This is a genomic window from Paenibacillus zeisoli (assembly GCF_003994465.1).
Lineage (GTDB): Bacteria > Bacillota > Bacilli > Paenibacillales > Paenibacillaceae > Fontibacillus > Fontibacillus zeisoli.
In genome coordinates, this window is sequence record NZ_RZNX01000001.1 from 363,060 (window position 1) to 389,001 (window position 25,942).

The following is a 25,942-nucleotide window of genomic DNA, read 5'->3' on the forward strand; positions in this document are numbered from 1 at the left end:
CACTCTATGTCATTAATCCAGGTCAAACATTTAACATTCGCTTATGACGGCAGTTACGACAATATTTTTGATGACGTTAGCTTTAACATAGATACAGACTGGAAGCTGGGATTTACGGGTAGGAACGGTCGGGGTAAGACGACGCTGCTAAATTTATTGATGGGCAAATACGAATATCAGGGAACAATCTCAGCCCAGGCGCAGTTTGAATACTTTCCATACTCTGTTCAGAATAAAGAATGGAACACTCTTGATGTGGTTGAGGAGATATATCCTGACTATGTCCATTGGGAGCTCATCAGGGAGCTGTCCTTGCTTCAGGTCTCCGATACGGTCTTGTATCGCCCATTCGACTCGTTATCCCAAGGGGAGCAGACGAAGGTTATGCTGGCTGCACTCTTCCTTCGAGAAAATCAGTTTCTATTAATTGACGAACCGACCAACCACCTCGATATGGAAGTACGGGAGCTGGTGAGCCAATATTTAAATACGAAGAGTGGATTTATACTGGTCTCACATGACCGGGCGTTCCTGGACAATTGTGTGGACCATATCTTGTCTATCAACAAGACGAATATGGATATCCAGCAAGGGAATTTCTCGGAATGGTGGGAACGGAAAGAGCGGCAGGATCATTATGAACTTGCAGAAAATGAAAAACTAAAAAAAGATATCAAACGTCTAGCTGGGGCCGCGGAACGCACGAGCGGCTGGTCGAATGAGGTCGAGAAGACCAAGAATGGATCGCACAATTCCGGCTCCAAGGTTGATAAAGGCTATGTTGGCCACAAGGCGGCCAAAATGATGAAGCGGTCCAAAAATCTCGAGCATCGTCAGCAGGCAGCGATCGAGGAAAAATCATTACTTTTGAAAAACATTGAAAGCTCGGATAGCCTTAAGTTATCTCAGCTCCCTTATCATAAAAGCCAGCTTGCTGAACTAGACCATGTGTCGATCTATTATGGAGACAAGGCCGTCTGCTCCGATATCAGCTTCACGATCGAAAAGGGGGATCGGATCGCATTATCCGGTAAGAATGGATCTGGCAAGTCGAGCCTTCTGAAGCTGATCATCGGAGATAATATTAAGTACTCAGGAACCTTTCGGAAGGGGACACAGCTGAGAGTTTCGTATGTATCACAAGATACCTCTTACTTACAGGGAACGTTAACCGATTATGCAAGAGAGCACGGGATTGATGAAAGTCTCTTCAAAGCGATACTCCGCAAGCTGGACTTCTCACGTATTCAATTTGAGAAGGATATCTCGTTCTACAGCGGGGGGCAAAAGAAGAAAGTGCTCATTGCCAAAAGCTTGTGCGAGGACGCTCATCTGCATATCTGGGATGAACCCCTCAACTTTATCGACGTCATCTCCCGGATGCAAATTGAGCAGCTGCTTATGGAGTATAACTCCACGATGGTGTTTGTCGAACACGACCGTGAATTTTGCAGCCGGATTGCTACGAAGATTGTGACGCTGTAATCGACTTCCTCTCTGGAGAAGAATAACAAATTTTATTACCGCCAGGATCATTTTATAGTAAAATGAAATCCGTGGAATTTAATATGGAGTAGAGACAGATGCTCTAGCGGATGAGGAGTTATGGAACAATTGAAAAAGTTATATTCAGCTTGGTTTGGAGGATACTGGAGTCCCTATCTGGTAATGGCTTTAGCGGGGATACTCAGTGCAGTCTACTTCGGTATCACCAATACGGTATGGGCTGTAACCGGCGAGTTTACTCGTCTTGGAGGTCATATTCTAGAGTTCTTCGGGGTAGATATATCGGATTGGGCCTATTTCAGTCTCGTTCATATGAAGGGAACGACCTGGACAAGGACCGACGGCTGGATCGTATGGGGCATGTTCATCGGAGCCCTCATTACGATACTGCTCAGCAGTAATTTCAAGATTCGTGTCCCGAGACAGAAACGCCGCTATGTACAGGGATTTGCGGGCGGAATCATCGCCGGCTTCGGAGCTCGTCTGGCTCTGGGCTGCAATCTTGCAGCTTTTTTCACCGGAGTGCCGCAGTTCTCCCTGCACTCCTGGATCTTTATCGCAGCAACTGCCGCGGGTACTTTCCTGGGTGCCAGGCTGGTTAACACCAAGTGGTGGAAAGGTAAGCCTGTTCTGCATAAGGGAGGTACAGTTCCGGTAGTTGGAACACGTAAGAACCGCCAGCCATGGATAGGCGCAATTCTAGGAATTGCCTACATCGGACTAATCCTATACTTCTTTGCGGAAGGCCGCACGATGCTGGGGACCGCTGCCCTATTCGGAGCAGCATTCGGGATCCTAATCGAACGTGGACAGATCTGTTTCACCTCTGCGTTCCGCGATCTATGGATCAGTGGACGTGCTACGATGACCAAGGCGATTGCCCTTGGAATGGCGGTCAGCTCTGTGGCTACTCTGATCATTATTCTTGTCTACGGCATGGATCCGATTACGAAAATCGCCGCTCCAAGTACCTTACTAGGCGGACTGTTGTTCGGACTTGGCATCGTTATGGCCGGAGGCTGTGAGACCGGTATGATGTACCGGCTGATGGAGGGGCAAGTTGTCTTCCTACCTGTATTCATAGGCAACATCATCGGTGCAACCGCTCTGGCTTATGCTTGGGATCACATGGGGATATTCAACTTACTTGTGAAGAGCGGCTCGCCGATTAATCTGATCACAGCCATGGGACCAGCTGCTGCATTGATTGTTACGCTTCTCGTACTAGGGGCCATGTTCGCTATTGCAGCTTACTGGCAGAAAAACTACCGCTTCGGCGAAGGTTTCAAGAAAGGGGGTACAACCGATGTCCGTTGATTTAACGCTTGATATTCGGGGAGAATCCTGTCCTTATCCTGTCATTTACACGCTAGAGACACTGCGCGATATGAGTAAAGGACAAACGCTGCAGGTTATATCAGACTGTCCGTCCGCTTTCCGCAATGTGCCGGAAGAAGTCGTCAAGCATGGTTACACTCTGGTCCAGGAGCCGGTCAAAAACGGCCAGGAATTCAGTCTGTTTATTCAGGCATAATTAAAGTGCAGCAGAACTAAAGCTGCTTGTATAATTACGTTGGTATAAGCCCGATGATCTCGGGCTTTTTATTTATATAGAACCCTATTGTTAACTCCGTTTCTCGGCCATTTGAAGGGAGATCCGCCAGTGAAGAACAACAAACCACCTAAATTGGATTTAAGTACGCAGGAGAGGGCTGCTTTAAGGAAGAACAAAATTAAAACAAGTGAAATTGTTCATTTCACAACCGATCAGTTAATTTCCTTATTAAGCATTTCAGAACAGCGGGCAAGAGAGCTGCGAGCACGATCTGAATTCCAGAGCATTCCATCCATCGGACCCAAGTTTGCTGAGGATCTGATTCAACTAGGGTATTATTCTTTGGATGAGCTGCGGGACAAGGAGGGAGCTGTGTTATTTGAAGAGCTAGAGAAGTTGTGCGGAGTAACCATCGATCCTTGTGTGGAAGACCAATTCCGGTTAGTTATTCATTATGCCGGCTATCCAAACAGCAGTAAACAGTGGTGGGATTTTACAGAAGAGAGGAAGAAATATAGAGAGAGCAGCAAGGATATTCAAATGAAAGATAAGTAAGGGCTCCTAAGAGCCCTTGTGTTATTTTTTATCCCACATATTTATTTTCATACCCCAAATCGTATCCTTCGGATGACTTGCTATTTCCTGGAGATAAGGCAGTCTTGGATCATTCGGGTAGTGCCGCTCCAGATAGGTTGCGAACTTAGCCCGTATTCTTATTTCCATCTCCAGCTTGTTGAACTCACTCGGACGAGTCTCTAGAAAAGCCAAACAGCGTTCCCATTCTGTGATATCCGTGCCAGAGGATTGACCGGAATCTACTTTATCCGCCAAGGCGCGCAGCCTCTTATTAATATCCCGAAGTGGAGCGGACAGGATGTGCTTATTATTGAACAAGATCAGTAAGACAAACAAGAGGATGATAATCATCCAAAAGATATAAGGCTCCACCGTTAAATCCCCCTTTAATGTATGCGTTCTCTATCTCTCAATCCTAAGCTATTTTTCCCCGGTCGACAATTTAATTTTGATATTATATAAATAAATAGATCATTACATAAAAAGTGTTATCTTATATCAAATGAGTCCAGTTTTAGTCAGCTGCAGTCCATTGAGTTGTAATCCTCGATCGGTGATAATAGGTTCACGCCCAAATTCAATCGAAAGAAGGATGAGACCGTGCGCAGAATCAAGGTTGGTGTCATTGGTACCGGAGTTATTAGTCATATCTATCTTAAGAATCTAACCAGTATGCTCGACCACATTATTGAAGTGAAGGCAGTTGCCGACCTGGTTCCTGATCTGGCCCGCCAGCGGGCTGAGGAATTTCAGATACCGCATGTATATACGGTTGATGAACTGTTGGCCGATCCCGAAATTGAAATTGTCCTGAACCTGACCGCTCCTTCTGCCCATGCCCCACTCAATCTAAGAGCGCTGGAAGCCGGGAAGCATGTATATACTGAGAAACCTTTCGCCTTGACTCGTGAGGATGCAGACAAAGTCATTGCACTTGCAGAATCCAAGGGACTTCTGGTAGGCTGTGCACCCGATACGTTTCTCGGAGCCGGCATTCAGACCTGTATCAAATTAATCGATGATGGCTGGATTGGAGTACCCTATGCTGCAAACGCTACCATTATTATGGGGAACGCCTCGAACGGCATGCATCCGAACTTCCGCAACTTCTTGAAGCTTGGGGGAGACCCGATTATGGATATGGGCCCTTATTATTTGACGGCTATGGTTGCTCTGCTTGGTCCGGTTAGCCGCGTAACCGGTTCAGCCCAGCAGCTCCACCGTGAGATTATCATCAATAACCCCAAGTCACCCGCTTATGGGGAGACTGTACCGATTGAGGCGCCTACGAATGTGACGGCGGTTCTTGATTTCGCAAATGGGGCTGTAGGCAGCCTTCAAGCGGCCAAGGAGTCATTCGGTTACTCACCAAGAATGGAGATTTACGGAACGGAAGGAATTCTATATGTGCCAGATCCGAACTTCTTCGGGGGTACCATATCGATTCAACTCCCGAACGGTCAGACCCAAGAGATCCCACATACCCACCCTTACGCAGAGGAGGGACGTGGAATGGGAGTCGCAGACATGGCTTATGCCATTCTCAAAGGAAGACCGAATAGAGCAAGCGGCCAGCTGGCCAGACATATCTTGGATATTTCACTCAGTGTGTTTGAATCTTCTCAGTCGGAGCGTCATATTCATCTGCAACCTGCAATCGAACGTCCGGCACCTTTACCGCTGGGTCTCAAGCATTATCTAATGGATTAATCGTTACTCATAACAAGACGAGAATGAAGGAGTGTTAACATGACAAAATTCCCTATAGCGGTTCAGCCCTACACAGTCCGTGAGCAGCTCGCTCAGGATTATGTAGGTACGCTCGAGAGAATAGCAGAGATTGGCTATCGAGGTATTGAGTTGGGACGGCCGCCGGAAGGCATGGCCATATCGGAGCAAAAAGCCCATCTGGATCGTATTGGCCTAAAGGTCATCGGTACACATACCGGCTTTGACAGCTTTGACTTTGATCCCGATGCGATTGCCGATTATCTGGATGAGGTGAGCGGAGGGAGGTTCGCTGCGATCTCACTGAGATTTGATTCCCGGGAAGACGTTATTGCCAAAGCAGCCAAGCTGAATAAGATTGGGGAGCGCTTTCGCAGCCGTGATGTGCAGTTCCTGTACCACAACCATGATTGGGAATTCCAGCAGTTTGAAGGAGAATCAGTACTGGATATTCTGCTTAGAGAGACTGACTCTGAGCTCGTTAAGCTGGAACTGGATACTTATTGGGCCAAGCGAGGTGGAGAAGACCCGGCTGCTTACCTGCGGAAGCTCCAGAACCGGTGCCCACTGCTGCATATTAAGGATGTAGAGGACGGGGAGGAAGGCTTTTTTGCTGAGATAGGGGAAGGTATTCTGGATTTTAAAGAGATTGCTCAAGCTGCCGAGCAGGTGGGCACACAGTGGCTCGTTGTTGAGCAGGACCAATCTAGACGCGATCCGCTGGAAAGTCTTAAGATCAGTTATTCTAACTTGAAGACTATGGGCTTGATTGACTAACATTCTGCATGGGGAGAAGGAGGGGGTTCAATGGGCATGATTCATCATACGATCAAGGGGACAGCAGCGGCCCCTGTTCAGCTTCCCACGATTCATATTGTTGGCGATATTGCCAAAAAAGCGGGGTCCGGCCTCGGTCCGCGTACGATTGAAGATTATGAGCTGCTGTATTTTCCGGATGCGTCGCGAAGTATTTACCGAATTGGAGATCAGGCTTATACGTTAAATGAACCAAGCTTTGTCATTACCCGGCCAGGAGAGACACATGCTTACGAATACGACACACAGCAGCCTGCGCGTCATTTATTTATCCATTTTGGCCTGCCGGGTGAGGAGCAGCTCTTGGAGCTTCTGCCCATGCTGCGGCTGGACGGACCGAGCTGTATAGCCGCGGATGACCAGCTGCTTGCCCAAATGATGAAGCATATTCTCTATATTGCATATGCCCATCCGGACCGCCTGCAGGAACGGGGAAGCTCCATGCTGCTTACCCTGCTTACAGAACTTAACGGCCAACTGTACGATAATCCGCAGCTGGCCCAAATCCAGCGCCTGCCACATCAAATCGTCAAGGCGCTGGACTATATTGATGAACACATCGAGGAGCCCATAGCCGTGGAGATGCTTGCGAATCGCAGCGGATGGTCACATGAGCATTTCACGCGTTCGTTCATGCAATTCTTAGGCCGCACGCCTCGCGAGACGATTATCCAGCGGCGTATTGAGCGAGCCTGCCAGCTGCTTCTATATGAAGAGTGGAGCATCAAGGAGGTGGCCTATCGGGTTGGCTTCATAGACGAGAACTATTTCAGCCGGCTATTCAAGACAGTGAAGGGAATAACCGCGACGGCTTACCGCCGGAAATACAACAATCCGGTGTACCGCAATCTGGTTCCTGTCAAAGAAACTGAGACGATGTATCCGGTAAACCGCATTTTGTATAATGTGTGGGTCAAGTAGGATGTGGGCTCAAGTTAGAGAAGGAGGCTATCATGTCAGAGACAATACGTGTAGGCATTGTGGGCTATGGCTTCGCCGCCCGTACATTTCATGCGCCTATTATCAGTACGGTTCCAGGACTATCCCTTTCTAAGATTGTGCAGCGAAGCGGGGCTTCCTGTGAGCAGGACTATCCGGGGGTGCAGGCAGTCAAGGAAATTTCCGGGCTCTATGGCGATGAAGAGATTGACCTGGTTATCATTACGACTCCAAGCACCAACCATTATGATATAGCCAGGCAGGCACTGCTGGCTGGCAAGCATGTTGTAGTTGAGAAACCTTTCACTACTACGACCCAGGAAGCAGATGAACTAATTGAACTGGCTCAGCGTCAGAATAGAGTGCTCAGTGTGTTCCATAACCGCCGGTGGGACGGCGACTTTCTTACGCTGAAGGAAGTGGTTGAACAAGGTCTGCTCGGACGGTTAACCGAAGCGGAGCTGCGCTGGGACCGCTATAGTCCGAACTCCAATCCAGAGCGCTGGCGGGATGCGGGCGAGGAGGGATCGGGCACATTTTATGACCTTGGTGTGCATCTGATCGACCAAGCACTCACCTTGTTCGGTACGCCTTTATCGGTACAAGCTGAGCTGCGCACCGAACGGGAGCATGCGAAGGCACATGACTATTTCGATGTCTCTTTGGAATATCCAGACAGCTTTAAGGTGAGCTTCAAGTCTTCCCTTCTGGCAGTAGAGCCGGCATCCAGGTACCGTCTGTACGGCACGGAAGGTGCATTCGTCAAATATGGTGAAGATCCTCAGGAGAAACAGCTGCTCAGCGGGTTGATTCCGGGGATGCCAGGATGGGGAGAAGAAGCGGAGCAGAGGTGGGGAATCCTGCACACCAGCCGGGGCGGACTTGATTACAGGGGGAAGGTTCGAACTCTTCCGGGCTCGTATCAGGCATTTTATCAGAATATATATGATGCCATCACCGGTGCTGCGGAGCTAGCCGTACAGCCCGAGGAGGCCCGGATGGCGATTCGTATCATTGAGCTCGGGATGCAGAGTCATCGTGAGCAGCGCAGAGTGAAAGTTACTCTGTGATCTGACAAGGCAAGTTAACCAATAGAGTAAAGAGAAAAGAAGGCGATACTGTGTTTCCTTTCAAACCAGCACTAAATACATCTACGTTGATCCCTTTCGCGCTTGGTGTGAAGGAGCAGATCCATACTGCGGCGAAGGCAGGTTACCAAGGAATCGAGCTGTGGGTCAAAGATATTGAAACTTATTTGGGTGAAGGCGGGAGTCTTCAAGAACTGAAACGATATATCTCGGATACCGGTATTGAAGTAGTGAATGCGATTGCCTTCTGGGCTTGGGCTGATCGTGATGCGGACACTCGAACCCAAGGTCTGCAGCAGGCAAGACGGGAGATGGAAATGCTGGCAGCCATCGGTTGTCAGGCAGCTGCAGCTCCGCCTTATGGTAATGTTGAAGGGATACCGCTTGTCCAAATGGCGGAAGCCTATGCGAACTTGGCGGGAATAGCACGTGACCAGGGCGTTGAGCCCTTTCTCGAATTCTGGGGCCGAGCCAAGCAGCTGAACTGTGTGAGTGACGCGCTGTATGTAGCGCAAGCGAGCGGTGTTAAAGACACCAAAATTCTGCTAGACCCTTTCCATATGTATACAGGGGGGAGTGAGTTATCTTCCTTAACAGGGATTTCTGGTGAACAAATTGGCATTGTGCATGTTAATGATTATCCATCTAATCCGCCGAGAGAACTCATAGGAGATCAGGACAGGGTATTCCCGGGAGACGGCGTGATGCCTTCATTTGACTTTGCCAGCCAGCTGCATGATTCCGGTTATAACGGCTTTCTATCGCTGGAGCTGTTTCGCGAAGACTACGAAGGTCGAAGTGCAATCGAGACGGCCGAATACGGGCTGATCAAAATGAGAAAGGCGTACAGCATATCATGGACCGGAAGCCAGCGTTAGACCACATGTCGCTGGGGACTCGGTCCCTTTTTGCCATCACATGGCCTATATTTATTGAGCTGGCTCTGCAGATGCTGCTTCGGACGACGGATACCTTCATGCTGAGCAAGGTGTCGGATGAGGCCGTCGCAGCGGTGGGGGTAGCCAATCAGATTATTTCCTTTGGTGTGCTTCTCTTCAACTTTGTAGCTTTAGGCTCGGCGGTCGTTATTTCACAGTACCTCGGTGCACGCCGCGAGCAGGAGATCGGTCAGCTGGCAGGTTCCTCACTTGGTCTGAATTTTCTGTTCGGCGCCTTCGTCAGTCTGCTGGTCATGCTCTTTAGTGGACCTCTGCTGGGCATTTTTCATCTGGACCACGGACTGCTCCATCAAGCGCAGAGTTACCTTCTGATTGCTGGTGGAGCGCTGATCATCCAGGCTCTGTTATCTGTCGTAACTTCCATCATTCAATCACACGGTTATACGAAGCAGACGATGCTGGTGTCTCTCGGCATGAACGTGTTGAACATCCTGGGTAATTATATGGTCATCTATGGTCCAGGCGGATTCCCGAAGCTTGGCGTAATCGGAGTAGCTATCTCTACTGCAACAGCCCAGTTCATTGGATTATTAATCAACCTGTATCTCCTGCGTCATACTGCCAAGGTTCAAATCCTCTGGGATCAAGTGATTCGCTGGCGGCGTGACCATGTTGAGAAGGTGCTTAGGGTTGGCCTGCCTTCATCAGCCGTTTCACTGTCCTATTCTGCCAATCAATTTGTCACCACGGCTTTCATCTCATCACTTGGCGCTTCTATGCTTGCGACGAAGATCTACACGCAGAATATTATGTTTTTTGTGATGATTCTGGCGATCTCGCTAGGACGAGGGGGACAAATCATCGTGGGACATTTGATTGGTGCCGATGAGAGGGACACTGCTTATAAACAGGTGTTTGGCAACCTGATCCGCAGTCAGTTCATTACACTGATGGCCGTTGCTGTAATGGTCTTTTTCAGAGGTCCTCTGCTGAGGCTCTTCACAGGGGACGTCGACATTGTATCCCTCGGTGCTTCCTTGCTACTGCTCAGCTTCATTCTGGAACCAGGCCGCAATTTTAATATCATTCTGGAGCGCTCATTACAGGCAGCAGGTGATGTGAAATACCCCATGGTCGTGTCCATAGCCGTAACGTGGGCGTTCAGCGTGCCGTTAACTTACCTGCTCGGAATATATAGCGGGTATGGACTTTATGGAATCTGGGCGGCTTTTATCGCAGACGAATGGCTGCGTGGCGTTCTACTATGGTTCCGCTGGAAGGGCAGATCATGGCAGAGCAAATCGCTTGTTCAATAGATTCTCCAGATAGTAACGCACGAAAAAAAGACTACTGCCTTTGCATTCGGTAGTAGTCTTTTTGTACAGTGTTCCTTTAGAGGAGCAGGGTAGTCGTAGGCTTGAGAATAAAAAATCAACGCTTTACCCAGGCCCGGGCCAGATCCATTTCCTGAATGCATTCAACCGAATCGTGCCTATTATCATCAATTAGCGGCGTTACCGCGTACGTATCCATCTCTTCGGCCGAATGGGGCCTAAGTATTGGATCGAGCGCATCCAGATCGTTCGTCCCCTCGTTGAGCCAAAGGGCCATGTCCTCCGCGGACAGAATCGCCGGCATACGGCTTTCAAATTCGCCAATCAGCGGGTTGGCTTCTGTCATGACAAGGGTACAAGTGCGTAGCGGTTCTCCGCGTGTATCCCGCCATATTTCATAAAGCCCGGCGACCCCAAACAAGCTTCGATTTTTCATAACTATACGTACAGGGTATTCCCTTTTGCCTTCTTTTTTCCAATAGTAAAATCCGTTGCACGGGATCACGCACCGCTGCTTGTCTACCATTTTGCGGTAGCTGGGGTTCTTATGCACATTTCTAAGATCTGCGTTAATCGCATCCTTACCCCAATAAGGTATGAAACCCCAGCGGAACTCATCAAGAATACGTTCACCGTTCTGCTGCAGCACCACCGGGGTCTGCTGGGTTGGACTTATGTTATAACGGTTTTTGTAGTAATACATCATTCGTTCTATCTGAAAATGCTCCTGAACCTCAGGCAGCTCTGCCGCCATGGAAAATCGTTGACACATGAAGCATCAGCCTCCCTATACGGTGTATTGTTAGTCAAAAGAGGAAATTTATTCATAATGCCAAGTGAATAGTTATCAGTAAATGGTTATTCGACTATCAAGTTTCACATATAAATTCTTGACTTAAATATAGGGAGGATTACAATGCTGTATAGGGTCTGGAACAAGATGGGAATTGATGTAGACTAACCTGGAAACATAGCAAAGGGGGCAGTTAACCATGTTCGAGACCTACGTATCCCCCAGCAGCACATGTAGTAAGAATTGCAGCACGGTGGTATGCTTTTTTGCCGGAGTATTGACGTATCGGGATAATTTTGAAGATGCTGCCAACGAGATTGCCAAAAGATATCGAAACGCCAAAATTGTGGTCATCTTTCCGTACGGAACTGCAAACGGAACGAAGAGTTCCTCTTTAATTCGCCTTCTTGTCCGGCAGCTTGCTGAGGTTGGATACGATCTCGCCCGCGACTTGTCGCGAAGGGTCATAAAGGCATCGCAAATCATTCATGAGCATATAGCGGATGCTGATCATGTCATCCTTATCGGACATAGTGCTGGAGGTGTGATGGCTTATCGTACTGGACTTTTTTTGGAGAAGGAATACGGGGATGATCGGGCTCAGATCTTTGCTGTAGGAAGCCCCAAGTTCTTTTTGAAGGATATTCCATACAATAGCAGGTTTACATACATTACCGGCCAGAATCCAGACAGGATTACCCAAATCGGGAGATGGCGCAGACCGGGTTCCAGATATTACCGAGGGGCACCCGGACAAGAAATTCAAGTAGAGTTTAATCCGGCGCATCAGGGATGGCGATTTCACGCATCGTATTTTTTAAAGTCGGCCTGGACTGATTCTAACGAGATGTTCCACACCAATTCAGAAGATCTGGTCTCCAAAATTCATGAACTTTATCCGGGAACGTGATTGGAATCTATAGATGAATCGATATGAAATTTAATAAATGACATGTTGAAAGCCTGAATTATCAGGCTTTTTGTTATGGGTGTAGATCGATTTTGTTAAAGAAAATAAGAGAAAGGAAAATACGAGAATATGGAGAATATAGAAGGTATAAATGTATATTTCTGTATATTTAGAGAATCTATAGAATGAAATTCGACTCGTTAGGAGAGTAAAATGAAAAAATTGAAAACAATAACTAGTCTACTAGTTGCTTCAGTTACTGCGACTGCCGTGGTAATATCAGTACCTTCCGCATCTGCTGCCCCTGACAAAGTCACACAGAAGCAACAGGCCTTACAATCTACCTCCTTAGTTATTGATCACCAAGCTGCAGTAATGAATGTCCCGGCAATCTTGATAAAAGATAATTTACTGCTTCCCGCCAAGTCCTTTTTTGCTCTCGTTGGAGTTAACGTGACACTAGAGAAAGATAAGTTGACTGTATCCAAGGGTGAAGTTCGTGTTGAAGGAAAGTTAAACTCGTTAAAAGCAATTAAAGGTAAACAAACCTTTGCACTTCCCACTGCGCCAATTGTTCTAAACGGCCGTTTGTATGTGCCTGCCCGGTTTGCGTCCTTAATTCTAGACAAGGATATCACTTATGACCGTGCTAAAAGACAGATACAAGTCGGATTTAGTGAAGCGCAAATGTACCAGTTTCAAAGACTGCTGTATGAAGCGGCCCGTAATGGGGATACAGCTACAATAAAAACTATGATAAGCCGCGGAGTGAATGTAAATCTTGTATTGAAAGAGTTTGGGGATAATACGGCTTTGGACTATGCGATAACATTTAATCGGACAGAAGTTGCCCAGATTCTACTTGAGCAAAACGGAGAATTTCGTCCTAGTAATGCCTTCAGAGTGATTATGTCTGGCAACGCAAAGATGTTAGAATTGCTCCTCAAGCATGGCCTGGATCCTAACTATAATTGGAACTCCACGGGTTCAATTTTATCTCAAGCTTCCGGGACAATACATTCTATTCAGGCAGATAGGTCTGAAATTGAGATACGCCCAAGCCTCCAACTTGTGAACCTTCTGTTAGACTACGGTGCTGATCCCTCTAATGATGGTTCACTTTCAGCTGCCGTTAACGCAGGCAGTTACAGTATAATACAAGCTTTACTGAGTAAAGGAGCAGATCCTTATCGTCCCGATTCTGTCGGAGTTACTCCGTACGAAAGAGCACAGTCGAAAGGGATTATTAGCTGGCTAACTCTTGGTACGACTCATGAAATCCCTTCTTTTGCTATTCAGAATAACGATGGGACCCCTGCAAGGGAAGGTTCGCTTGTTATAACGAATATTAAAAATGGTATATCGGAAAAATCATTTACATGGTCGGGAGAGGAAGCCTTTCTTGATGTTCCTGACGGAGACTATAAATTAATCAATGTGTGGCAGCAAAACACTTTATACCGGTTCCCGGTGAACTCATTTATTAGCATAGATCATGGAGTCATCAAACCTGCATCATTGAAACTTCCAAGAATTAATATAAAAGGAACAATCACCGGAAAAGACGAGGACATTAAGATTGGAGCATTATCCATTAGCGATAATAATGGGAGCTATTCTTTTGTTACTGTAGTGGAGGGTAGATTTGATCTATCATTACCCCCAGGGACCTATCATCTCGGTGAATACTCAACTCATCAACAAATGTTTAAATTGGAAGGCCCTACTGATTTTACAGTTAGCGAAGATTCTCCTTTACAAGAGCTGACTTTCAGTTATTCAAATAGGTAGCTTCAAGTGAGAGATAGAGTCCATTAGCCTCTGTTTTAGCCTATCCGTTGCTGGCATAAGCGGCAGACGTACCTGCTCGGTGGCGATTACCCCTTGCTGGGCAAGCAGCCATTTGAGCGGGGCCGGAACAGGCTCTTCAAATAAAAGATGGATCATGGATTCCAGCATACTGAAGATTCCACCTGACCCGTTCTGATCACCAGCAGCAAAACGCTGGTATACCTCAATAAAATGCTGGGTGTGAATATTAGCAGATGCAAGCATGCCGCCTGCGGCTCCTTTACACAACATCGCATGGAAATAGGCATCCTCTCCGCAAAGTATTGGTTTGGTATCATACTGCTTCAAAGTTGTGAGCAGATCAAGTCCTCCAGAGCTATCCTTTAAACCTATCACTTCTTCAATCTCCATGATTCTCCTCAAGGTATCCACGAGGATCCGAGTGCCTGTACGAGCAGGGATTTCATACACTATAACAGGAATGCCAACTTGCGATACCCGCCGAAAATGCTCCAGAATGCCTTCCTGTGTCGGCCTACTGTAGTAAGGAGTAACTACAAGCGCCGCGTCTGCTCCTAATTCTGCAGCGGATTCTGTCCTACTAACCGTTAGATTAGTGTCGTTTGTACCCGTTCCGACGATAACTGGAATATTTTTATGCATATTTGCCAGAATGTCCTGTGCAGCTTGAATCATCAATTTCACTTCATCCCACGAGACGGTTGGCGACTCTCCTGTGGTACCGTTAATCACCAGACCTTGGATGTCGTACGTTGCGAGATGGGTGATGTAATTTCGGTAGGAGTGGATATCTAACTGGTTGTCATGCGTAAAAGGTGTAATTACCGGAATGAAAATACCATGAACATGTTGTTCGTTTAGCATAATTGAGTGATCCCCCTTCTGTTGAAGTGGATCTAATGTAACATGGTTGGAAGCATCACAGTTATCTATATTGCTTGATAACTATAATCAATATTTTCGATGAGGTGGTAACAATGGATTTCATCTATCTGCAGACTTTTCGGGAAGTAGCGATCCGTCAAAGCTTTACCAGAGCAGCAGAGGCGCTTGGCTATGCTCAGTCGAGTGTCACTACTCAAATTCAAAAGCTTGAAAAGGCTTATCAAGTACAATTGTTTGAGCGATTCAGCAATAACAAGATCCGGTTGACCTCATCCGGGGAAGAATTATTCAGACTTGCTGGACAAATGCTGGAGCTTTTGGATCAATCCAGGGAGAAAATGGCCAAACAAGGAGGGGGCACAATGACGATTGGCAGTATAGACTCTATTGCTTCTTATTTTCTAGCTCCCCTTATCCAGGCAACACGACAGGAATATCCACAGCTAAACATCCGACTACATACGGATCGAGAAGAGTCCATAGTTCACCAGGTTAAGGAGGGGGAAGCCGATGTGGGGCTTATTCTCGCTGACGGCACCAATGAACCGACCTTACAATGGATCACCATTAAGGAAGAACCGCTTGTTCTGATTGTCAATCCTAAGCACCCACTAGTTGGGAGAGACAGAATTGAACTCGCCGATCTTGTTAATGCAGAGTGGATCATGCCTGAGCATACATGTAATTATCGACAGCTCTTAGAGAGATTGCTTCGTACAAATGGAATTAATTATCGTATCGGCCTGGAGCTTGGGAATCCGGAAGCGATTAAGAGGAGTATCAAGACAGGGAATGGGATATCCATCCTGCCGCAAATGGCTGCAATCGAGGAGATTGAGCGTGGTGAACTGAAGGTTCTGCCCATTGACAATTCAGAGCTCAAGCTATCCATTCAGCTCGTTATACATCCGAAAAAGTGGGTTTCAAACGCACTACGTTATTTTCTAGAGAATTTAAAAAGCTTTTCTTAGCCGCCCATAGTTAAAGTCTTCGATAGAGTTTAAAGAGACTTTACGTGTTCCGACGAACATGAAAGAGATAAATAGAACAGATTCAGTCGACTTAGACCAGATGTGTGAGCTGGTATGTAAAATATAAACAGGAATCAGAACCAGCTCCATATGCAAGATGACTTTTTTCGAGATATTATTTTTGGAGGGATCATCATGGTTGAACTTATTAAGGATGTAATGGAAGACATGAACAAGCAGCTTGATCGAATCGAACAGAGCTTAAATCTGCTGACCGATGAACTTATTTGGAAGCGTATGAAGGAAACCATGAATAGTATAGGCAACTTATGCCACCATTTGGCGGGAAACGAATATCAGAATTTAGTGAGCTCCATTGGTAACAGGCCATTCATACGGGAACGCTCTCGCGAATTCACTACAAGTGGGGGAATATCAAAGGAGGAGCTAATTGGCCTTCTACGCCGAACTCGAGCCGAGTCGGAAAGTGTATTATGTGCCTTGGTAAACGATGATCTCTCACGAGAAGTCACTATCCGCTATGATCTGGACGATTGGAGGCGTATGCACCGAATTGATTCACCTGTCCACGAAGCCTGCGATACAAGAATGGTTAACCGACTGCTTGTTCAGGTCTCCGCACATTACGGGTACCATGCTGGACAGATCGTAGTGCTCACCAAAATGTTATTAAACACAGATGAACATATAACGGGTCAATACCACTAGCTAGCGCAAATATATATAACTCCTAATATCATTGAGTGAATTAAATAGGGAAGGAACGATGATTTGATGATCAGACTGGAGCAGTTCGAACGTACCAACTTTGCGCAGCTTATTGAATGGATGGATACTCCAAAGTTTTTATTTCAGTGGGGGGGTCAAACCTTTAGGTTCCCTCTAGATGTGCCACAATTGGACAACTACATTAAGAATACCCATTCTCAAAATACTCAAGTCCTTATTTTTAGAGTCGTTCTTGAAGAGAACGATGAGGTGATCGGACACATCAATTTACAAATGGATGGGGTCAATAAATCTGCAAGAGTAGGCAAGGTTTTGGTTGGAAAAAGAAGTTTAACAGGACAAGGCATAGGGCAATTGATGATAGAAAAGGTTTTAAAAATAGCTTTTGATGAATTTAAGTTACACAGAGTTAGTCTGGGTGTGTTAGATTTCAATCTCGCTGCTTTGGCATGCTATGAGAAGGCTGGCTTTGTAAAAGAAGGACTAATCCGCGAGGCAAGAAATATGGATAACACATTCTGGAGTGTGTGGGAAATGAGTATGTTAGAAAATGAATGGTTTGCAAAAAAAGCAATGGTTAACGTTGAGGCGTGAATTCGGGGATACTCCCTTCGGGGGTGAGGAGGTATACTTGAAATAGTAAATAAGTGAGAGATATACATATTGAAGCAGGTGTGAACGCGACAGGTGTCGTGGGATTGTGTTAGGTGAAATATCTGGAAGGCAGGGTAAAAAGTATGAAAACCAGTTTACGTTTCTTATCGATAATAATCACCCTAGCATTTTGTTATGTTGTTGTTCACATTTACTATACATTGAACGGGGGAACACCCTGGGGAAAGGCTAACTTCAAACAAGAAGTTGAGGAGTACCTGAGTCTTAAATATCCTGAGCTAAGCTACTCAGTTGAATCTGAATACTATGGATTTAAGGAGGGCCAATACAGTGCCCATGTTACAACTTTAGAAACTGAATTTGAGGTATCTGAGCGAGAAGGATACGGTTTATGGGATAACTATCCCCATTCGTTATGGACAAAAGAGGCAACAGCAATATGTAACGACTCACTTGCGGAATATACCAATGACGCCAAATGTAGAGTTGAGTTGGTTGGATCAGGAGGTTTAAATGAGGTTAAAGAACCTTTCCCCTCCTATGAACAAGTTCGTGATCAGCTAAGAATGCAAGTAAATATTCATTTCAGTAGGAGTCTCAGGAAAAACGACAACCAGGATCTTAAAATGATTCTGGGCATAAAGGAATCAATTGAACAAACGGAAATTTCGAATGTTATAGATTTCACCTTCAGTGATGTTTCGTTTTTTAATGTGAACCATGAAATTTCGACAATTACAGATTTAGAAAATAAAGCATATTATCCTGAGCCGATTCAGTGAAGTAGGATACTTCGGACCGCATTCAAGCTTCGGTCGCTGCCGCTCCCTCTGTCCGCTGGAGGCATTACGGAAAGCGGTTTTGCACAACACCTACGAAGCCACCCGATCGACTTTGTCACCGTAAACCTTTCGGTTTCGTAAATACAAGAACGTTATCTGAAATTTATGGAGGTAAAAGATATTAAACATGAAACCTAAAAAAGTAATGTTCTTTTCTGTCTTAATGACTTTATTATTTTCGCTACTTGCATGTAATTCACAAAGTTCAGCAAGTTATTCACCCAATAAAACTGCGGGGCGGCTTCGCAGTCCCTTGGTCCGGACGAAGCAGTCAGAAGTGGATTCGAACGAGGCATTTGACAGTCAGCAGGGAAGCGGAATCAGCCGGCTCCTGATGATGCCTTAATCCAGTGGGACGTCGTGAATATGGAAACGTTCTCAGAAATCTACGAGAAAGAAATATACAAACCTAATTTAGCTCATCAAATGGAGTGAATGATTTGAAGCTAGAAGATCAAGAAGTGTTATTCAGTATTTTCCACGATGGATCAATTTGTGAAATAACTGACTTAGCAGATCGGTTAGTTTTTTCTGTAGATATAATGTATCTTGCAGAAAGAATTAATCCAGATTTCCGGTGTTTCCATATTCATCTTATGAAACCATACGTTTTTTTCTTTGAGGACTACGAATCTGGAAAAAAAACATATGATTTTAAAGAAATAAACAAGTTAGAACTTGAAATTCTAAAGACCGACATTAAAGACGGAAAAATAGAAGTTTTTTGCAGTTCAGACATTGATGACATATTTGGATTCCTAAATATCAATGTAGTAGAATTATTAATATTTGATCAATTACATAAGAGTGTGGGACTTGAAAGACTAAGAACTATCGCTCAAGAGTACTGGGGTAATTTTGGAGAGAGGAAAGGGTAATGAAGATAATCTCTATGATGTTGTCGTAGACCTCTAATAACAATTCATTCACGAATCGAATGCTGGCGGCTCATTGGTCCCGGAAGTATTTGATGCGAAGAAGCAATTGCCGGGACAACCCTGCACTGGCTAAGTCTGACGACCCGGGCTTACGCCCTTGAGCCAGTGAGGGTTCGAGAATACAAAGACGTTATGGGCAATTACTGCAATTACTGAATTAAGGTTATTCGATGAAGTAAGAAAATCCATTATGGGGTAAAGCATCCCTATAGAAATTATTTTCGAGATGGACTGGAGGAATTTTGTATGAGGCGGTTGCGATATCAGGTTGCATGTAGTTTAGATGGTTTCATTGCAGGGCTGAAGGATGAGTTTGATTGGATTACACCAGAGCCTGAATTTAATTTCGAAGAATTACATGCACAATTTGACACGATTATTATGGGACGTCGGACTTATGAAATTGTAAGTTCCCTGGGTGAGGATTTTGTGGGGAAGCAAGTAATCGTTGCCTCAAGGACATTAAGGCAGGGTGATCACTCCAGTATCGAGATCGTGAGTGAAGGACTGGAAGCTCGGGTTCGCGAACTTCGTTCAGAATCCGGAAAGGATATTTGGCTTTATGGCGGAAGTGATTTATTTTCACAACTCCTCGCTTGGAATCTCGTAGATACAGTTGAACCAGCAATTATCCCAATTCTACTTGGGGAAGGTGTTCCATTGTTTACTTTGTACGAGGGGCGTAGGAACTTGGTACTATCGAATCATCGTGTCTATTCAAGTGGAATGGTATTACTAGAATACAATGTGCAGTAGCCCAAGGTCAGTATTGATGTAGTTGGAATAATACTTAGACAAACACATTCAATATCAAGGATTTTGCAGGTGATTAGAAGAGGACAGTAATGGCGCATAACAATGTATTTACGCGGCGGGTCTTACGGAGCTTGGTCGCCGAGAGGCGATTCGGGGAAGATGATTCAGGCAATACCCCTGCGAACCTAACCGGGTCGCGGCACCCCCTTGGGGCTTAAGGTTCTAAGGTTCGTGAATACGAGAACGTTATAGGAAATCAGCGTAAAATCAAAAAAATCTTTATAAGCCATTAAATTTGATATTGCAAAAAGGCTCCACGGACAGTTGCTAATTATGCCATTCGGACCTTGGTTCGCAAGGAGCATTGCCAGAAGAGTGGATTCAGCGAACAATCCCTTACGGGGTTCGTGAATAGAATAACGTAAGATGAAATATTGAGCAGAGGAATGAAAAGAATGAAAATCAAGAGATTCATTCAATTGGTTTTCGGAATGCTTAAAGAAGACTCAGAGGGATTTCAAGGAAGAGAAGCAGCCGGATAACCCTGCAATGGCTAAGCCCGTCTGACCCGGGCTGGCACCCTTAAGCCAGAGAGGACTTAATACAGGGGGGTATTTCATGAAGCAGTTATTAATAGAACACATTCCTTTTTTACATGGCAAGGTTCAAATAGAACAAATCCACAAGGGATATTCAAGTGAAAGTAAATATATTGTATTTAGAGATGACCAGAAATTTCTGCTCAGAACTTTTGATAATAAACTGTATTCTACAAAGGAAATAGAGTTCCAGGCTTTATTGAAAATGAAAGAATATAACGTGAAATGCTCAAGGCCATTAGAGATGGGCAATCTAGAAAGCCAGGGAATTGGATTCATGATACTATCTTTCATTGAAGGTGATGATGCCTCAGAAGTTCTATCTAAAATTTCGATGAGAGAGCAATTCAATATTGGTTTTGAAGCTGGGGTAGAACTGCAAAAAATCCACCAATATATAGCTCCAAATAGTGTCTCCACTTGGTATGAGCGAAAGTTTAAAAAACACAAACAATACCTTGATAAGTATCTCCAGCTAAATGTTAGGATTAAGGATGATTCAAGGCTTTTGTCCTTTATTGAGGATCATCTTCAACTAATGAAGCATAGGCCAAATCTGTTTCAGCATGATGATTTTCATGTTGGAAATCTTATAATTAAAGACAATCAATTCTCAGGTGTAATAGATTTTAATAGATACGACTGGGGTGATCCCATTCACGAATTTCTAAAGGTTGGAATGTTTAGTTCTGAGGTAAGCGTTCCTTTTTCAATTGGCCAAATTAGAGGATATCATAAATACTCGGAGCCTAATGATCTTTTCTGGAGACTGTATTCGCTTTATTTGGCGATGTGTCTTATTTCCTCTATTGTATGGATAATAAGAGTTAAACCAGAAGAAACGAAAGTAATGATGGATAAGATTGATAGAGTGTTAGAAGATCATGAATATTTTAGACTTATTAGACCGAAGTGGTACTCTGAGCTGTAATTCAAGAAGCGCCATCCTTCATGTAACTTCAGATAAAACCGCATTCACGCATCTGACAGGTAAAGCTGGCCCTGAGGCCGCAAGAAGGATCATTGAGAAGATGTTCAGCGAAAAAACCTACAAGACTAGTGGGGGAGCTACCTGAGGACTACATTGCCCTTCGGCTTTGGGTTCAATAATACAACAACATTAAGCAACATAAGAAGAAAGGAGTGAGAAATCAAAACCAAATCATTCCGTGATTTCACAAATATAAATTATTTAGCATGTGGAAATCCTCGCCAGTATAATGCTTTCAAGGTTCTTAATGATTTGAGTATAATGACAGTCTTGAATCCATTTGACCCATTGCTTGTTGGAACAGTTCCAATAGAAATTGACTTACCTACGAGTGATTTAGATATCATTTGTCATTTTCAAGATGCAATGATATTTCGAGACTTTTTGATTCAAGAATATAGCAAGTACAAAGATTTTAGTGTTAAAAGTACTGTAGTGGACAGCATTGAAAGAGTGGTATGTTACTTTACATATGGAAAGTGGATGGTTGAGATATTCGGACAACCGAAATCAACATTTCAGCAGAATGGCTATAAGCATATGATTATAGAGTATCGAATACTTAGCTTGTTAGGGATTAAAGCTAAGAAACGTATTATTGAACTAAAGAGCAGAGGAATCAAAACCGAACCAGCATTTGGTCATCTGCTTAAGATACAAGGAGATCCATACAAAGTATTGCTAGAGATGTATCAATGGAATGAAGAACAATTACAAGAGTACTTGAGGTTTATATCAATTGACTGCGACTAACACGGTATTTACCCTTGGACGGAAGTCCTTGTTCTGCCCGAGGCATTTTCAAGAAATGGGATCACGCAGGCAACCCTGCGAGGCAAGCGGCGGAGCCACCAGGCAGCTGCGTAGAACAAAAGGAACTTCCTTCCTCTGATCGCCAGATGTATAATCACGGTAGATATAGCAAACAACTAGCGACCCAGCCTAAGATAAGATCTATCTCAGGCTGGGTCGTTTCGTGAATGCCAGAACGTTAAGCGAAAGACTCGAGAAAGGATTTTTAATGATGCTCATACAAGATGGAATAATTTTACGCCAAACGAAAATGGAAGACATCAATGATTATATAGAATGGTATACCACAAAGACGGAATGGATGAACTGGGATGCTCCCTGGGAGCAAAATAATCAAAATGACCTTAATAACTTAGTAGAACACTTAAAACATCAAGTCTCCTTAAATACTAGTGTAGTACCAAAGAGGTTAGAGATATGTCTTGGATCAGGCACACATATAGGTTGGGTAAATTCTTACTTTATTGAAAGCGATGAAACAAAGTTAGCAATTGGTATTAATTTACCTGGTAAGAAAATCGTGGTCTTGGATTAGGTCACAAGTCATTTAGCATTTGGATCGATTACCAGTTCAATGCTCGAGGATTATTGAAGATTTACACTCAAACATGGTCTGGTAATAATCGAATGATAAATTTAGCAGAAAAGGTAGGATTTAAGGAAATAAAGCGAAGGGTTGGGGTTCGACAAGTAAGAAGCAATTTATATGATGCATTAACCTTCGAATTAAATCGAGAAGATCATTTTTGTTAAAAGGAGATGCATAAATATGAATGTTGTAGATAATTTGCCAGAACCGATAAAGTTGGAGAATCTTATGAAAATCCATGCTTTATTAAATATTATTCTATGTCGTGATGAATGGATTCGTTACCACAGTTTTCTTCCAGAGTGGAAAGACAAAATTTCGATGGCTAAGATCGATAATGGAGCAGGTGATCATTTATTTATCTTATTTGCTCCTCAGGGAACCATTTTAAAAGGTTTTGATCATGAGTCTGAATTAAGCCCGTATGCGCGAGATGAACATGAAATATGGCCAGGAATTTATGATGAAGTTCCAAAGGAATTATTGTTATTACTTGAGGATGAAGCAATAGTAAATGAGGATGTTACTTTCTGTATATGGCGTAGAAATTGTGATTCTGAATGGCAAAAGGGCAAGGTAGAGTTTCCCAAGGGGGAAGAAGATGGTTCTAACTTTTTGTTAGGTACAATTTTTCAAACACCAGAGGATTTTGTGGAATTCGCTAAAGATTACTTTGACTTAACGCCTCCACTGTATATTGTTGCGAATATATATAAGGGTACTCCAATTACGGCCGAGATGATTCAGATGTTAAATCCAGATTGTGATGTAGAGGAAGTTTTTCAAGAGCTAGGTTCAACTTTCTCAAACAACACAGCAGAAAATAATAAAAGATGAGGCAGCTAAAATAATGATAATAATAAAACTATTTAGATTCCTGTTGTTTATAATAGCTGTTTTACTAGCTGCATCATCTATGCCGATATTTGCAGGAATTGTATTGTTAATCATTATCGGACTCTCAATTTTACTAAAGAAATCTAAGAACTGAACAAATATTATGATAGATGGAGGTGAATTTATGAGTGTTGGTTATTCTGGCACGCCTCTAGTAAAAAAGCTCGGAATTAAACAAGGTTTTAAGGTTTTATTTATTAATGAACCTAATAATTATTTCACCTTACTAGGAGAAATTCCAGCGGTAGAGAGATTGAATAGAAATTATAAATCCAATGACATTGATTTTGTTCATATATTCTCGAAATCGCAAGAGGAATTATTCCCGTTATTGAACGAATGTAAGGAGAGAATCCATAGTTCTGGCGTGATTTGGGTGTCTTGGCCGAAGAGGGCTTCAAAGATTATTACTGATTTAAGTGACGTTAACATAAGGAACTATGCATTAAGAATAGATCTAGTAGACGTTAAGGTATGCGCTGTTGATGAGATATGGTCAGGATTAAAACTAGTTATACCCTTGAAGAATAGAAGATAAACTCGTTATATTATTTGCAGTCAGTTACTGGGGATTTCATTATGATTCTAATCTAATAGTTCACTAAGCAGTGGATTCAAAGTCTTTGGCATAATCTTTATCGCAATCTCCTTCGTTAACCGATTCATAATTATTAGGAGGTTCAATCAAGGTATTGAGTCATAACATTAACCAGAGTATGAAGGTGCTCGGTTCACCCGAGGGACTTAGAAGGAGTAGATCCAGGTAAAATGATACTCAGATAAAAAGAAAACGTGTCAGAGGGCTTTTTATAGGAGCCAAGACACGTTTTCTTTACTTGCAAGATATATTAGTATTCAATTATTGATTGTATGAGGATTGTACGCCAGCATAGTTCTCCCTAAAACCCCACAAGTGTGTTGAGCGGTTTTGATAATTCCATGAATCATCATAGTTGGTTGGGCTGTAGTCGAGCGATATCTTACGCTTCAAGTTATACGTTTCACCAGCATTATTTGTGATATCAACTGAGAAGGAGAGGGACTCTTTTTCTTGTAGAGCAAACTTACCTTCTGAATAGGTAGATTTCTTCCATTCACCTTCAGTGTATAAGTTTAGGTCGTAAAAACCTGCGTTCTTGACAAGGCTGACATTGTCTGTACCATCAGGATTGGTGTGAATCATTACCCTTACACCAGTGCTACGATCCTCATAAATGTAAGGACCAAACATCATCTCTTCTTCGGAAGCCTTCATTTCAGGCACCGAGAAGTTAAAAGAGTTACCGTTAGCACCTTGTAAGTTAACAATAATCTTACCACCGTTAAGAATATGACCTGGAACAATTGTATTCAAGCTAAAGGACTCATATGAAGCGGGTTCGTAATCAAGACCATTGTATAAGACTCCGTCAACATATTCACGCGACCGTTGTGCATAGCTAGGCGAATAATCGTATTGCGCGGTATAATTTGTTAATGGTTGATTAGTATTTTTATCTTCGGCAACAATCGTAAAGTCTACCATGTCATTAGACGTATCATATTGTTGAATACCGGTTTTAATGATTTTAAGTTGCAGATGGTACGTTCCAGGGAGCTTGATCACTGTTGGAATGGCAATTGATGTTGTTCCCCCCTTATCGACATGAACCTCATTCAATGTTCCAAGTATCATGTCATCTGATACAACATCCACCCGTGCTGAATCCCCTAAATCACCATTAAGTTCTTTCAGATCGGCCTGTACATAAAACGGCTCATTAGGAATAACAGTAGAAGGAACTTTTAGGTTATTAAAAGTTAAATCTGGTCGGAGAAGAACCGGAGTTTTTCCAGATAGTTTTTGTTCCCCTTTAATACTGTCATGTTTAAATGCAATTTCTGTTTGCAATACTTGATGCCTTTCAACATCTTTTAGAGGAATAGATGCGATATTTGGATAGTTAGAAATATTTTTGTATTTCCGATCGTCCACTTTTTTTCCTGTAATGGCATCTAAGATAGTAAGATCCACCTTTTTGAATTCATTGGGAGGCATTAATTGCCCAGAACTGGAGTAGACGTGCATAACCAAATCTGTTTGTTCTTTACCCATCAACGCCTGTAGTTCGAGATTAAAAGGTGATGCTGTGTCTTTGGGTGCTGCCAGGGCCAGGCTAGAGAGCATGGAGAAGAGTAAGATGGATAAAACAAGGACAAACGAAAATCTTTTTTTCAAGAAATAAAACCCCCTAATAGTTTTTAATATGTATCATTACACGATTGAAAGAGGCTTAACATAAGAAGTAAGGTGCTGGATACAATTCTTATACTAAATGAACATACAAAAAAAGACAATTG

General features: G+C 43.8%; 27 protein-coding genes. 23 read left to right on the plus strand and 4 right to left on the minus strand.

From position 1 onward, the window contains the following. The first annotated feature begins 6 nt into the window (after positions 1-6). The 4 genes from EJP77_RS01615 to EJP77_RS01630 all read left to right on the plus strand — a co-directional run bounded on the left by EJP77_RS01615 (position 7) and on the right by EJP77_RS01630 (position 3,616). Positions 7-1,485 carry an Lsa family ABC-F type ribosomal protection protein gene (locus EJP77_RS01615; RefSeq protein WP_127197442.1) on the plus strand — a complete coding sequence of 493 codons (1,479 nt, stop codon included), beginning with the start codon at positions 7-9 and terminating at the stop codon, positions 1,483-1,485. 120 nt (positions 1,486-1,605) lie between these two features. Next, positions 1,606-2,823 carry a selenium metabolism membrane protein YedE/FdhT gene (yedE, locus tag EJP77_RS01620; protein WP_127197443.1) on the plus strand — a complete coding sequence of 406 codons (1,218 nt, stop codon included), beginning with the start codon at positions 1,606-1,608 and terminating at the stop codon, positions 2,821-2,823. Further along, on the plus strand, positions 2,813-3,040 hold the full coding sequence (yedF, locus tag EJP77_RS01625; RefSeq protein ID WP_127197444.1) for a sulfurtransferase-like selenium metabolism protein YedF: 228 nt from the start codon (positions 2,813-2,815) through the stop codon (positions 3,038-3,040). Before yedE ends, yedF begins: the two co-directional genes overlap by 11 nt. Before the next feature lie 129 nt (positions 3,041-3,169). Further along, positions 3,170-3,616 (plus strand): helix-hairpin-helix domain-containing protein, encoded by a 447-nt coding sequence (locus EJP77_RS01630; protein ID WP_127197445.1) that lies wholly within the window; start codon positions 3,170-3,172, stop codon positions 3,614-3,616. 21 nt (positions 3,617-3,637) lie between these two features. Here the strand turns inward: EJP77_RS01630 and EJP77_RS01635 are convergent, their stop codons facing one another. Continuing rightward, positions 3,638-4,009, minus strand: a complete 372-nt coding sequence (locus EJP77_RS01635; RefSeq protein WP_127197446.1) for a hypothetical protein — start codon at positions 4,007-4,009, stop codon at positions 3,638-3,640. Positions 4,010-4,237: 228 nt separating this feature from the next. Here EJP77_RS01635 and EJP77_RS01640 point away from each other — a divergent pair, with 228 nt between their 5' ends. Genes EJP77_RS01640 through EJP77_RS01665 form a run of 6 tightly spaced genes read left to right on the plus strand, consistent with a single transcriptional unit; the run spans position 4,238 to position 10,423 of the window. Further along, positions 4,238-5,347, plus strand: coding sequence for a Gfo/Idh/MocA family protein (locus EJP77_RS01640; protein ID WP_127197447.1), 1,110 nt, complete (start codon positions 4,238-4,240; stop codon positions 5,345-5,347). Positions 5,348-5,386: 39 nt separating this feature from the next. Next, a complete protein-coding gene (locus EJP77_RS01645) occupies positions 5,387-6,142 on the plus strand; it encodes a sugar phosphate isomerase/epimerase family protein (RefSeq protein WP_127197448.1) in 756 nt (251 codons plus the stop codon). A 30-nt stretch (positions 6,143-6,172) separates the two neighbouring features. Continuing rightward, positions 6,173-7,102, plus strand: a complete 930-nt coding sequence (locus tag EJP77_RS01650; protein WP_246021613.1) for an AraC family transcriptional regulator — start codon at positions 6,173-6,175, stop codon at positions 7,100-7,102. A 32-nt stretch (positions 7,103-7,134) separates the two neighbouring features. Next, a complete protein-coding gene (locus tag EJP77_RS01655) occupies positions 7,135-8,190 on the plus strand; it encodes an oxidoreductase (protein WP_127197449.1) in 1,056 nt (351 codons plus the stop codon). 50 nt (positions 8,191-8,240) lie between these two features. Then, positions 8,241-9,086, plus strand: a complete 846-nt coding sequence (locus EJP77_RS01660) for a sugar phosphate isomerase/epimerase family protein (RefSeq protein WP_127197450.1) — start codon at positions 8,241-8,243, stop codon at positions 9,084-9,086. Further along, positions 9,065-10,423: an MATE family efflux transporter gene (locus EJP77_RS01665; RefSeq protein WP_127197451.1), complete on the plus strand. Its 1,359-nt coding sequence runs from the start codon at positions 9,065-9,067 to the stop codon at positions 10,421-10,423. Before EJP77_RS01660 ends, EJP77_RS01665 begins: the two co-directional genes overlap by 22 nt. Positions 10,424-10,538: 115 nt before the next feature. Here EJP77_RS01665 and EJP77_RS01670 read toward each other — a convergent pair whose 3' ends face one another. Next, positions 10,539-11,213, minus strand: a complete 675-nt coding sequence (locus EJP77_RS01670; protein WP_127197452.1) for an SOS response-associated peptidase — start codon at positions 11,211-11,213, stop codon at positions 10,539-10,541. Positions 11,214-11,433: 220 nt separating this feature from the next. Between EJP77_RS01670 and EJP77_RS01675 the strand changes: the two genes are divergently transcribed. Continuing rightward, positions 11,434-12,144, plus strand: coding sequence for an alpha/beta fold hydrolase (locus tag EJP77_RS01675; RefSeq protein WP_127197453.1), 711 nt, complete (start codon positions 11,434-11,436; stop codon positions 12,142-12,144). 213 nt (positions 12,145-12,357) lie between these two features. Beyond that, positions 12,358-13,935 carry a stalk domain-containing protein gene (locus EJP77_RS01680; protein ID WP_127197454.1) on the plus strand — a complete coding sequence of 526 codons (1,578 nt, stop codon included), beginning with the start codon at positions 12,358-12,360 and terminating at the stop codon, positions 13,933-13,935. Here the strand turns inward: EJP77_RS01680 and dapA are convergent. Further along, positions 13,924-14,820 (minus strand): 4-hydroxy-tetrahydrodipicolinate synthase, encoded by an 897-nt coding sequence (gene dapA, locus EJP77_RS01685; RefSeq protein WP_127197455.1) that lies wholly within the window; start codon positions 14,818-14,820, stop codon positions 13,924-13,926. The genes EJP77_RS01680 and dapA overlap by 12 nt on opposite strands. A 113-nt stretch (positions 14,821-14,933) precedes the next feature. On the opposite strand from dapA, the gene EJP77_RS01690 reads away from it, so the two are divergent. The 11 genes from EJP77_RS01690 to EJP77_RS01740 all read left to right on the plus strand — a co-directional run bounded on the left by EJP77_RS01690 (position 14,934) and on the right by EJP77_RS01740 (position 24,140). Further along, on the plus strand, positions 14,934-15,812 hold the full coding sequence (locus EJP77_RS01690; RefSeq protein WP_127197456.1) for a LysR family transcriptional regulator: 879 nt from the start codon (positions 14,934-14,936) through the stop codon (positions 15,810-15,812). 195 nt (positions 15,813-16,007) lie between these two features. Next, the gene (locus tag EJP77_RS01695) at positions 16,008-16,541 is read left to right on the plus strand and encodes a DUF1572 family protein (RefSeq protein ID WP_127197457.1); all 534 of its coding nucleotides are present in this window, start codon (positions 16,008-16,010) and stop codon (positions 16,539-16,541) included. Between the two features lie 66 nt (positions 16,542-16,607). Continuing rightward, positions 16,608-17,156 (plus strand): GNAT family N-acetyltransferase, encoded by a 549-nt coding sequence (locus EJP77_RS01700; RefSeq protein ID WP_127198257.1) that lies wholly within the window; start codon positions 16,608-16,610, stop codon positions 17,154-17,156. Positions 17,157-17,299: 143 nt separating this feature from the next. Beyond that, on the plus strand, positions 17,300-17,959 hold the full coding sequence (locus EJP77_RS01705; RefSeq protein ID WP_148115054.1) for a YfjL-like protein: 660 nt from the start codon (positions 17,300-17,302) through the stop codon (positions 17,957-17,959). A gap of 500 nt (positions 17,960-18,459) precedes the next feature. Next, positions 18,460-18,897, plus strand: a complete 438-nt coding sequence (locus tag EJP77_RS01710) for a hypothetical protein (protein ID WP_127197459.1) — start codon at positions 18,460-18,462, stop codon at positions 18,895-18,897. Positions 18,898-19,203: 306 nt separating this feature from the next. Then, a complete protein-coding gene (locus EJP77_RS01715) occupies positions 19,204-19,713 on the plus strand; it encodes a dihydrofolate reductase family protein (RefSeq protein ID WP_127197460.1) in 510 nt (169 codons plus the stop codon). 618 nt (positions 19,714-20,331) lie between these two features. Next, positions 20,332-21,243: an aminoglycoside phosphotransferase family protein gene (locus EJP77_RS01720; protein ID WP_127197461.1), complete on the plus strand. Its 912-nt coding sequence runs from the start codon at positions 20,332-20,334 to the stop codon at positions 21,241-21,243. A 252-nt stretch (positions 21,244-21,495) separates the two neighbouring features. After that, complete coding sequence (locus tag EJP77_RS01725) at positions 21,496-22,056, plus strand: DUF4269 domain-containing protein (protein ID WP_281278462.1); 561 nt, start codon at positions 21,496-21,498, stop codon at positions 22,054-22,056. A 223-nt stretch (positions 22,057-22,279) separates the two neighbouring features. Continuing rightward, entirely contained in the window at positions 22,280-22,651 is a 372-nt protein-coding gene (locus EJP77_RS01730; RefSeq protein ID WP_127197462.1) for a hypothetical protein, read from the plus strand. A 234-nt stretch (positions 22,652-22,885) separates the two neighbouring features. Further along, positions 22,886-23,542: a hypothetical protein gene (locus tag EJP77_RS01735; protein WP_127197463.1), complete on the plus strand. Its 657-nt coding sequence runs from the start codon at positions 22,886-22,888 to the stop codon at positions 23,540-23,542. A gap of 184 nt (positions 23,543-23,726) precedes the next feature. Further along, positions 23,727-24,140: a DUF3052 family protein gene (locus tag EJP77_RS01740; RefSeq protein WP_127197464.1), complete on the plus strand. Its 414-nt coding sequence runs from the start codon at positions 23,727-23,729 to the stop codon at positions 24,138-24,140. Positions 24,141-24,461: 321 nt separating this feature from the next. On the opposite strand, the gene EJP77_RS01745 is transcribed toward EJP77_RS01740, so the two are convergent. Then, entirely contained in the window at positions 24,462-25,820 is a 1,359-nt protein-coding gene (locus EJP77_RS01745; protein WP_127197465.1) for a hypothetical protein, read from the minus strand. Positions 25,821-25,942 lie beyond the last annotated feature (122 nt).

Coding starts and splice junctions, on each gene's coding strand:
- EJP77_RS01615 (WP_127197442.1), top strand. CDS start 7: ATGTCATTAATCCAGGTCAAACATTTAACATTCGCTTATGACGGCAGT.
- yedE (WP_127197443.1), top strand. CDS start 1,606: ATGGAACAATTGAAAAAGTTATATTCAGCTTGGTTTGGAGGATACTGG.
- yedF (WP_127197444.1), top strand. CDS start 2,813: ATGTCCGTTGATTTAACGCTTGATATTCGGGGAGAATCCTGTCCTTAT.
- EJP77_RS01645 (WP_127197448.1), top strand. CDS start 5,387: ATGACAAAATTCCCTATAGCGGTTCAGCCCTACACAGTCCGTGAGCAG.
- EJP77_RS01650 (WP_246021613.1), top strand. CDS start 6,173: ATGGGCATGATTCATCATACGATCAAGGGGACAGCAGCGGCCCCTGTT.
- EJP77_RS01655 (WP_127197449.1), top strand. CDS start 7,135: ATGTCAGAGACAATACGTGTAGGCATTGTGGGCTATGGCTTCGCCGCC.
- EJP77_RS01665 (WP_127197451.1), top strand. CDS start 9,065: ATGGACCGGAAGCCAGCGTTAGACCACATGTCGCTGGGGACTCGGTCC.
- EJP77_RS01670 (WP_127197452.1), bottom strand. CDS start 11,213: ATGTGTCAACGATTTTCCATGGCGGCAGAGCTGCCTGAGGTTCAGGAG.
- EJP77_RS01675 (WP_127197453.1), top strand. CDS start 11,434: ATGTTCGAGACCTACGTATCCCCCAGCAGCACATGTAGTAAGAATTGC.
- EJP77_RS01680 (WP_127197454.1), top strand. CDS start 12,358: ATGAAAAAATTGAAAACAATAACTAGTCTACTAGTTGCTTCAGTTACT.
- dapA (WP_127197455.1), bottom strand. CDS start 14,820: ATGCTAAACGAACAACATGTTCATGGTATTTTCATTCCGGTAATTACA.
- EJP77_RS01690 (WP_127197456.1), top strand. CDS start 14,934: ATGGATTTCATCTATCTGCAGACTTTTCGGGAAGTAGCGATCCGTCAA.
- EJP77_RS01695 (WP_127197457.1), top strand. CDS start 16,008: ATGGTTGAACTTATTAAGGATGTAATGGAAGACATGAACAAGCAGCTT.
- EJP77_RS01700 (WP_127198257.1), top strand. CDS start 16,608: ATGATCAGACTGGAGCAGTTCGAACGTACCAACTTTGCGCAGCTTATT.
- EJP77_RS01705 (WP_148115054.1), top strand. CDS start 17,300: ATGAAAACCAGTTTACGTTTCTTATCGATAATAATCACCCTAGCATTT.
- EJP77_RS01715 (WP_127197460.1), top strand. CDS start 19,204: ATGAGGCGGTTGCGATATCAGGTTGCATGTAGTTTAGATGGTTTCATT.
- EJP77_RS01720 (WP_127197461.1), top strand. CDS start 20,332: ATGAAGCAGTTATTAATAGAACACATTCCTTTTTTACATGGCAAGGTT.
- EJP77_RS01735 (WP_127197463.1), top strand. CDS start 22,886: ATGAATGTTGTAGATAATTTGCCAGAACCGATAAAGTTGGAGAATCTT.
- EJP77_RS01740 (WP_127197464.1), top strand. CDS start 23,727: ATGAGTGTTGGTTATTCTGGCACGCCTCTAGTAAAAAAGCTCGGAATT.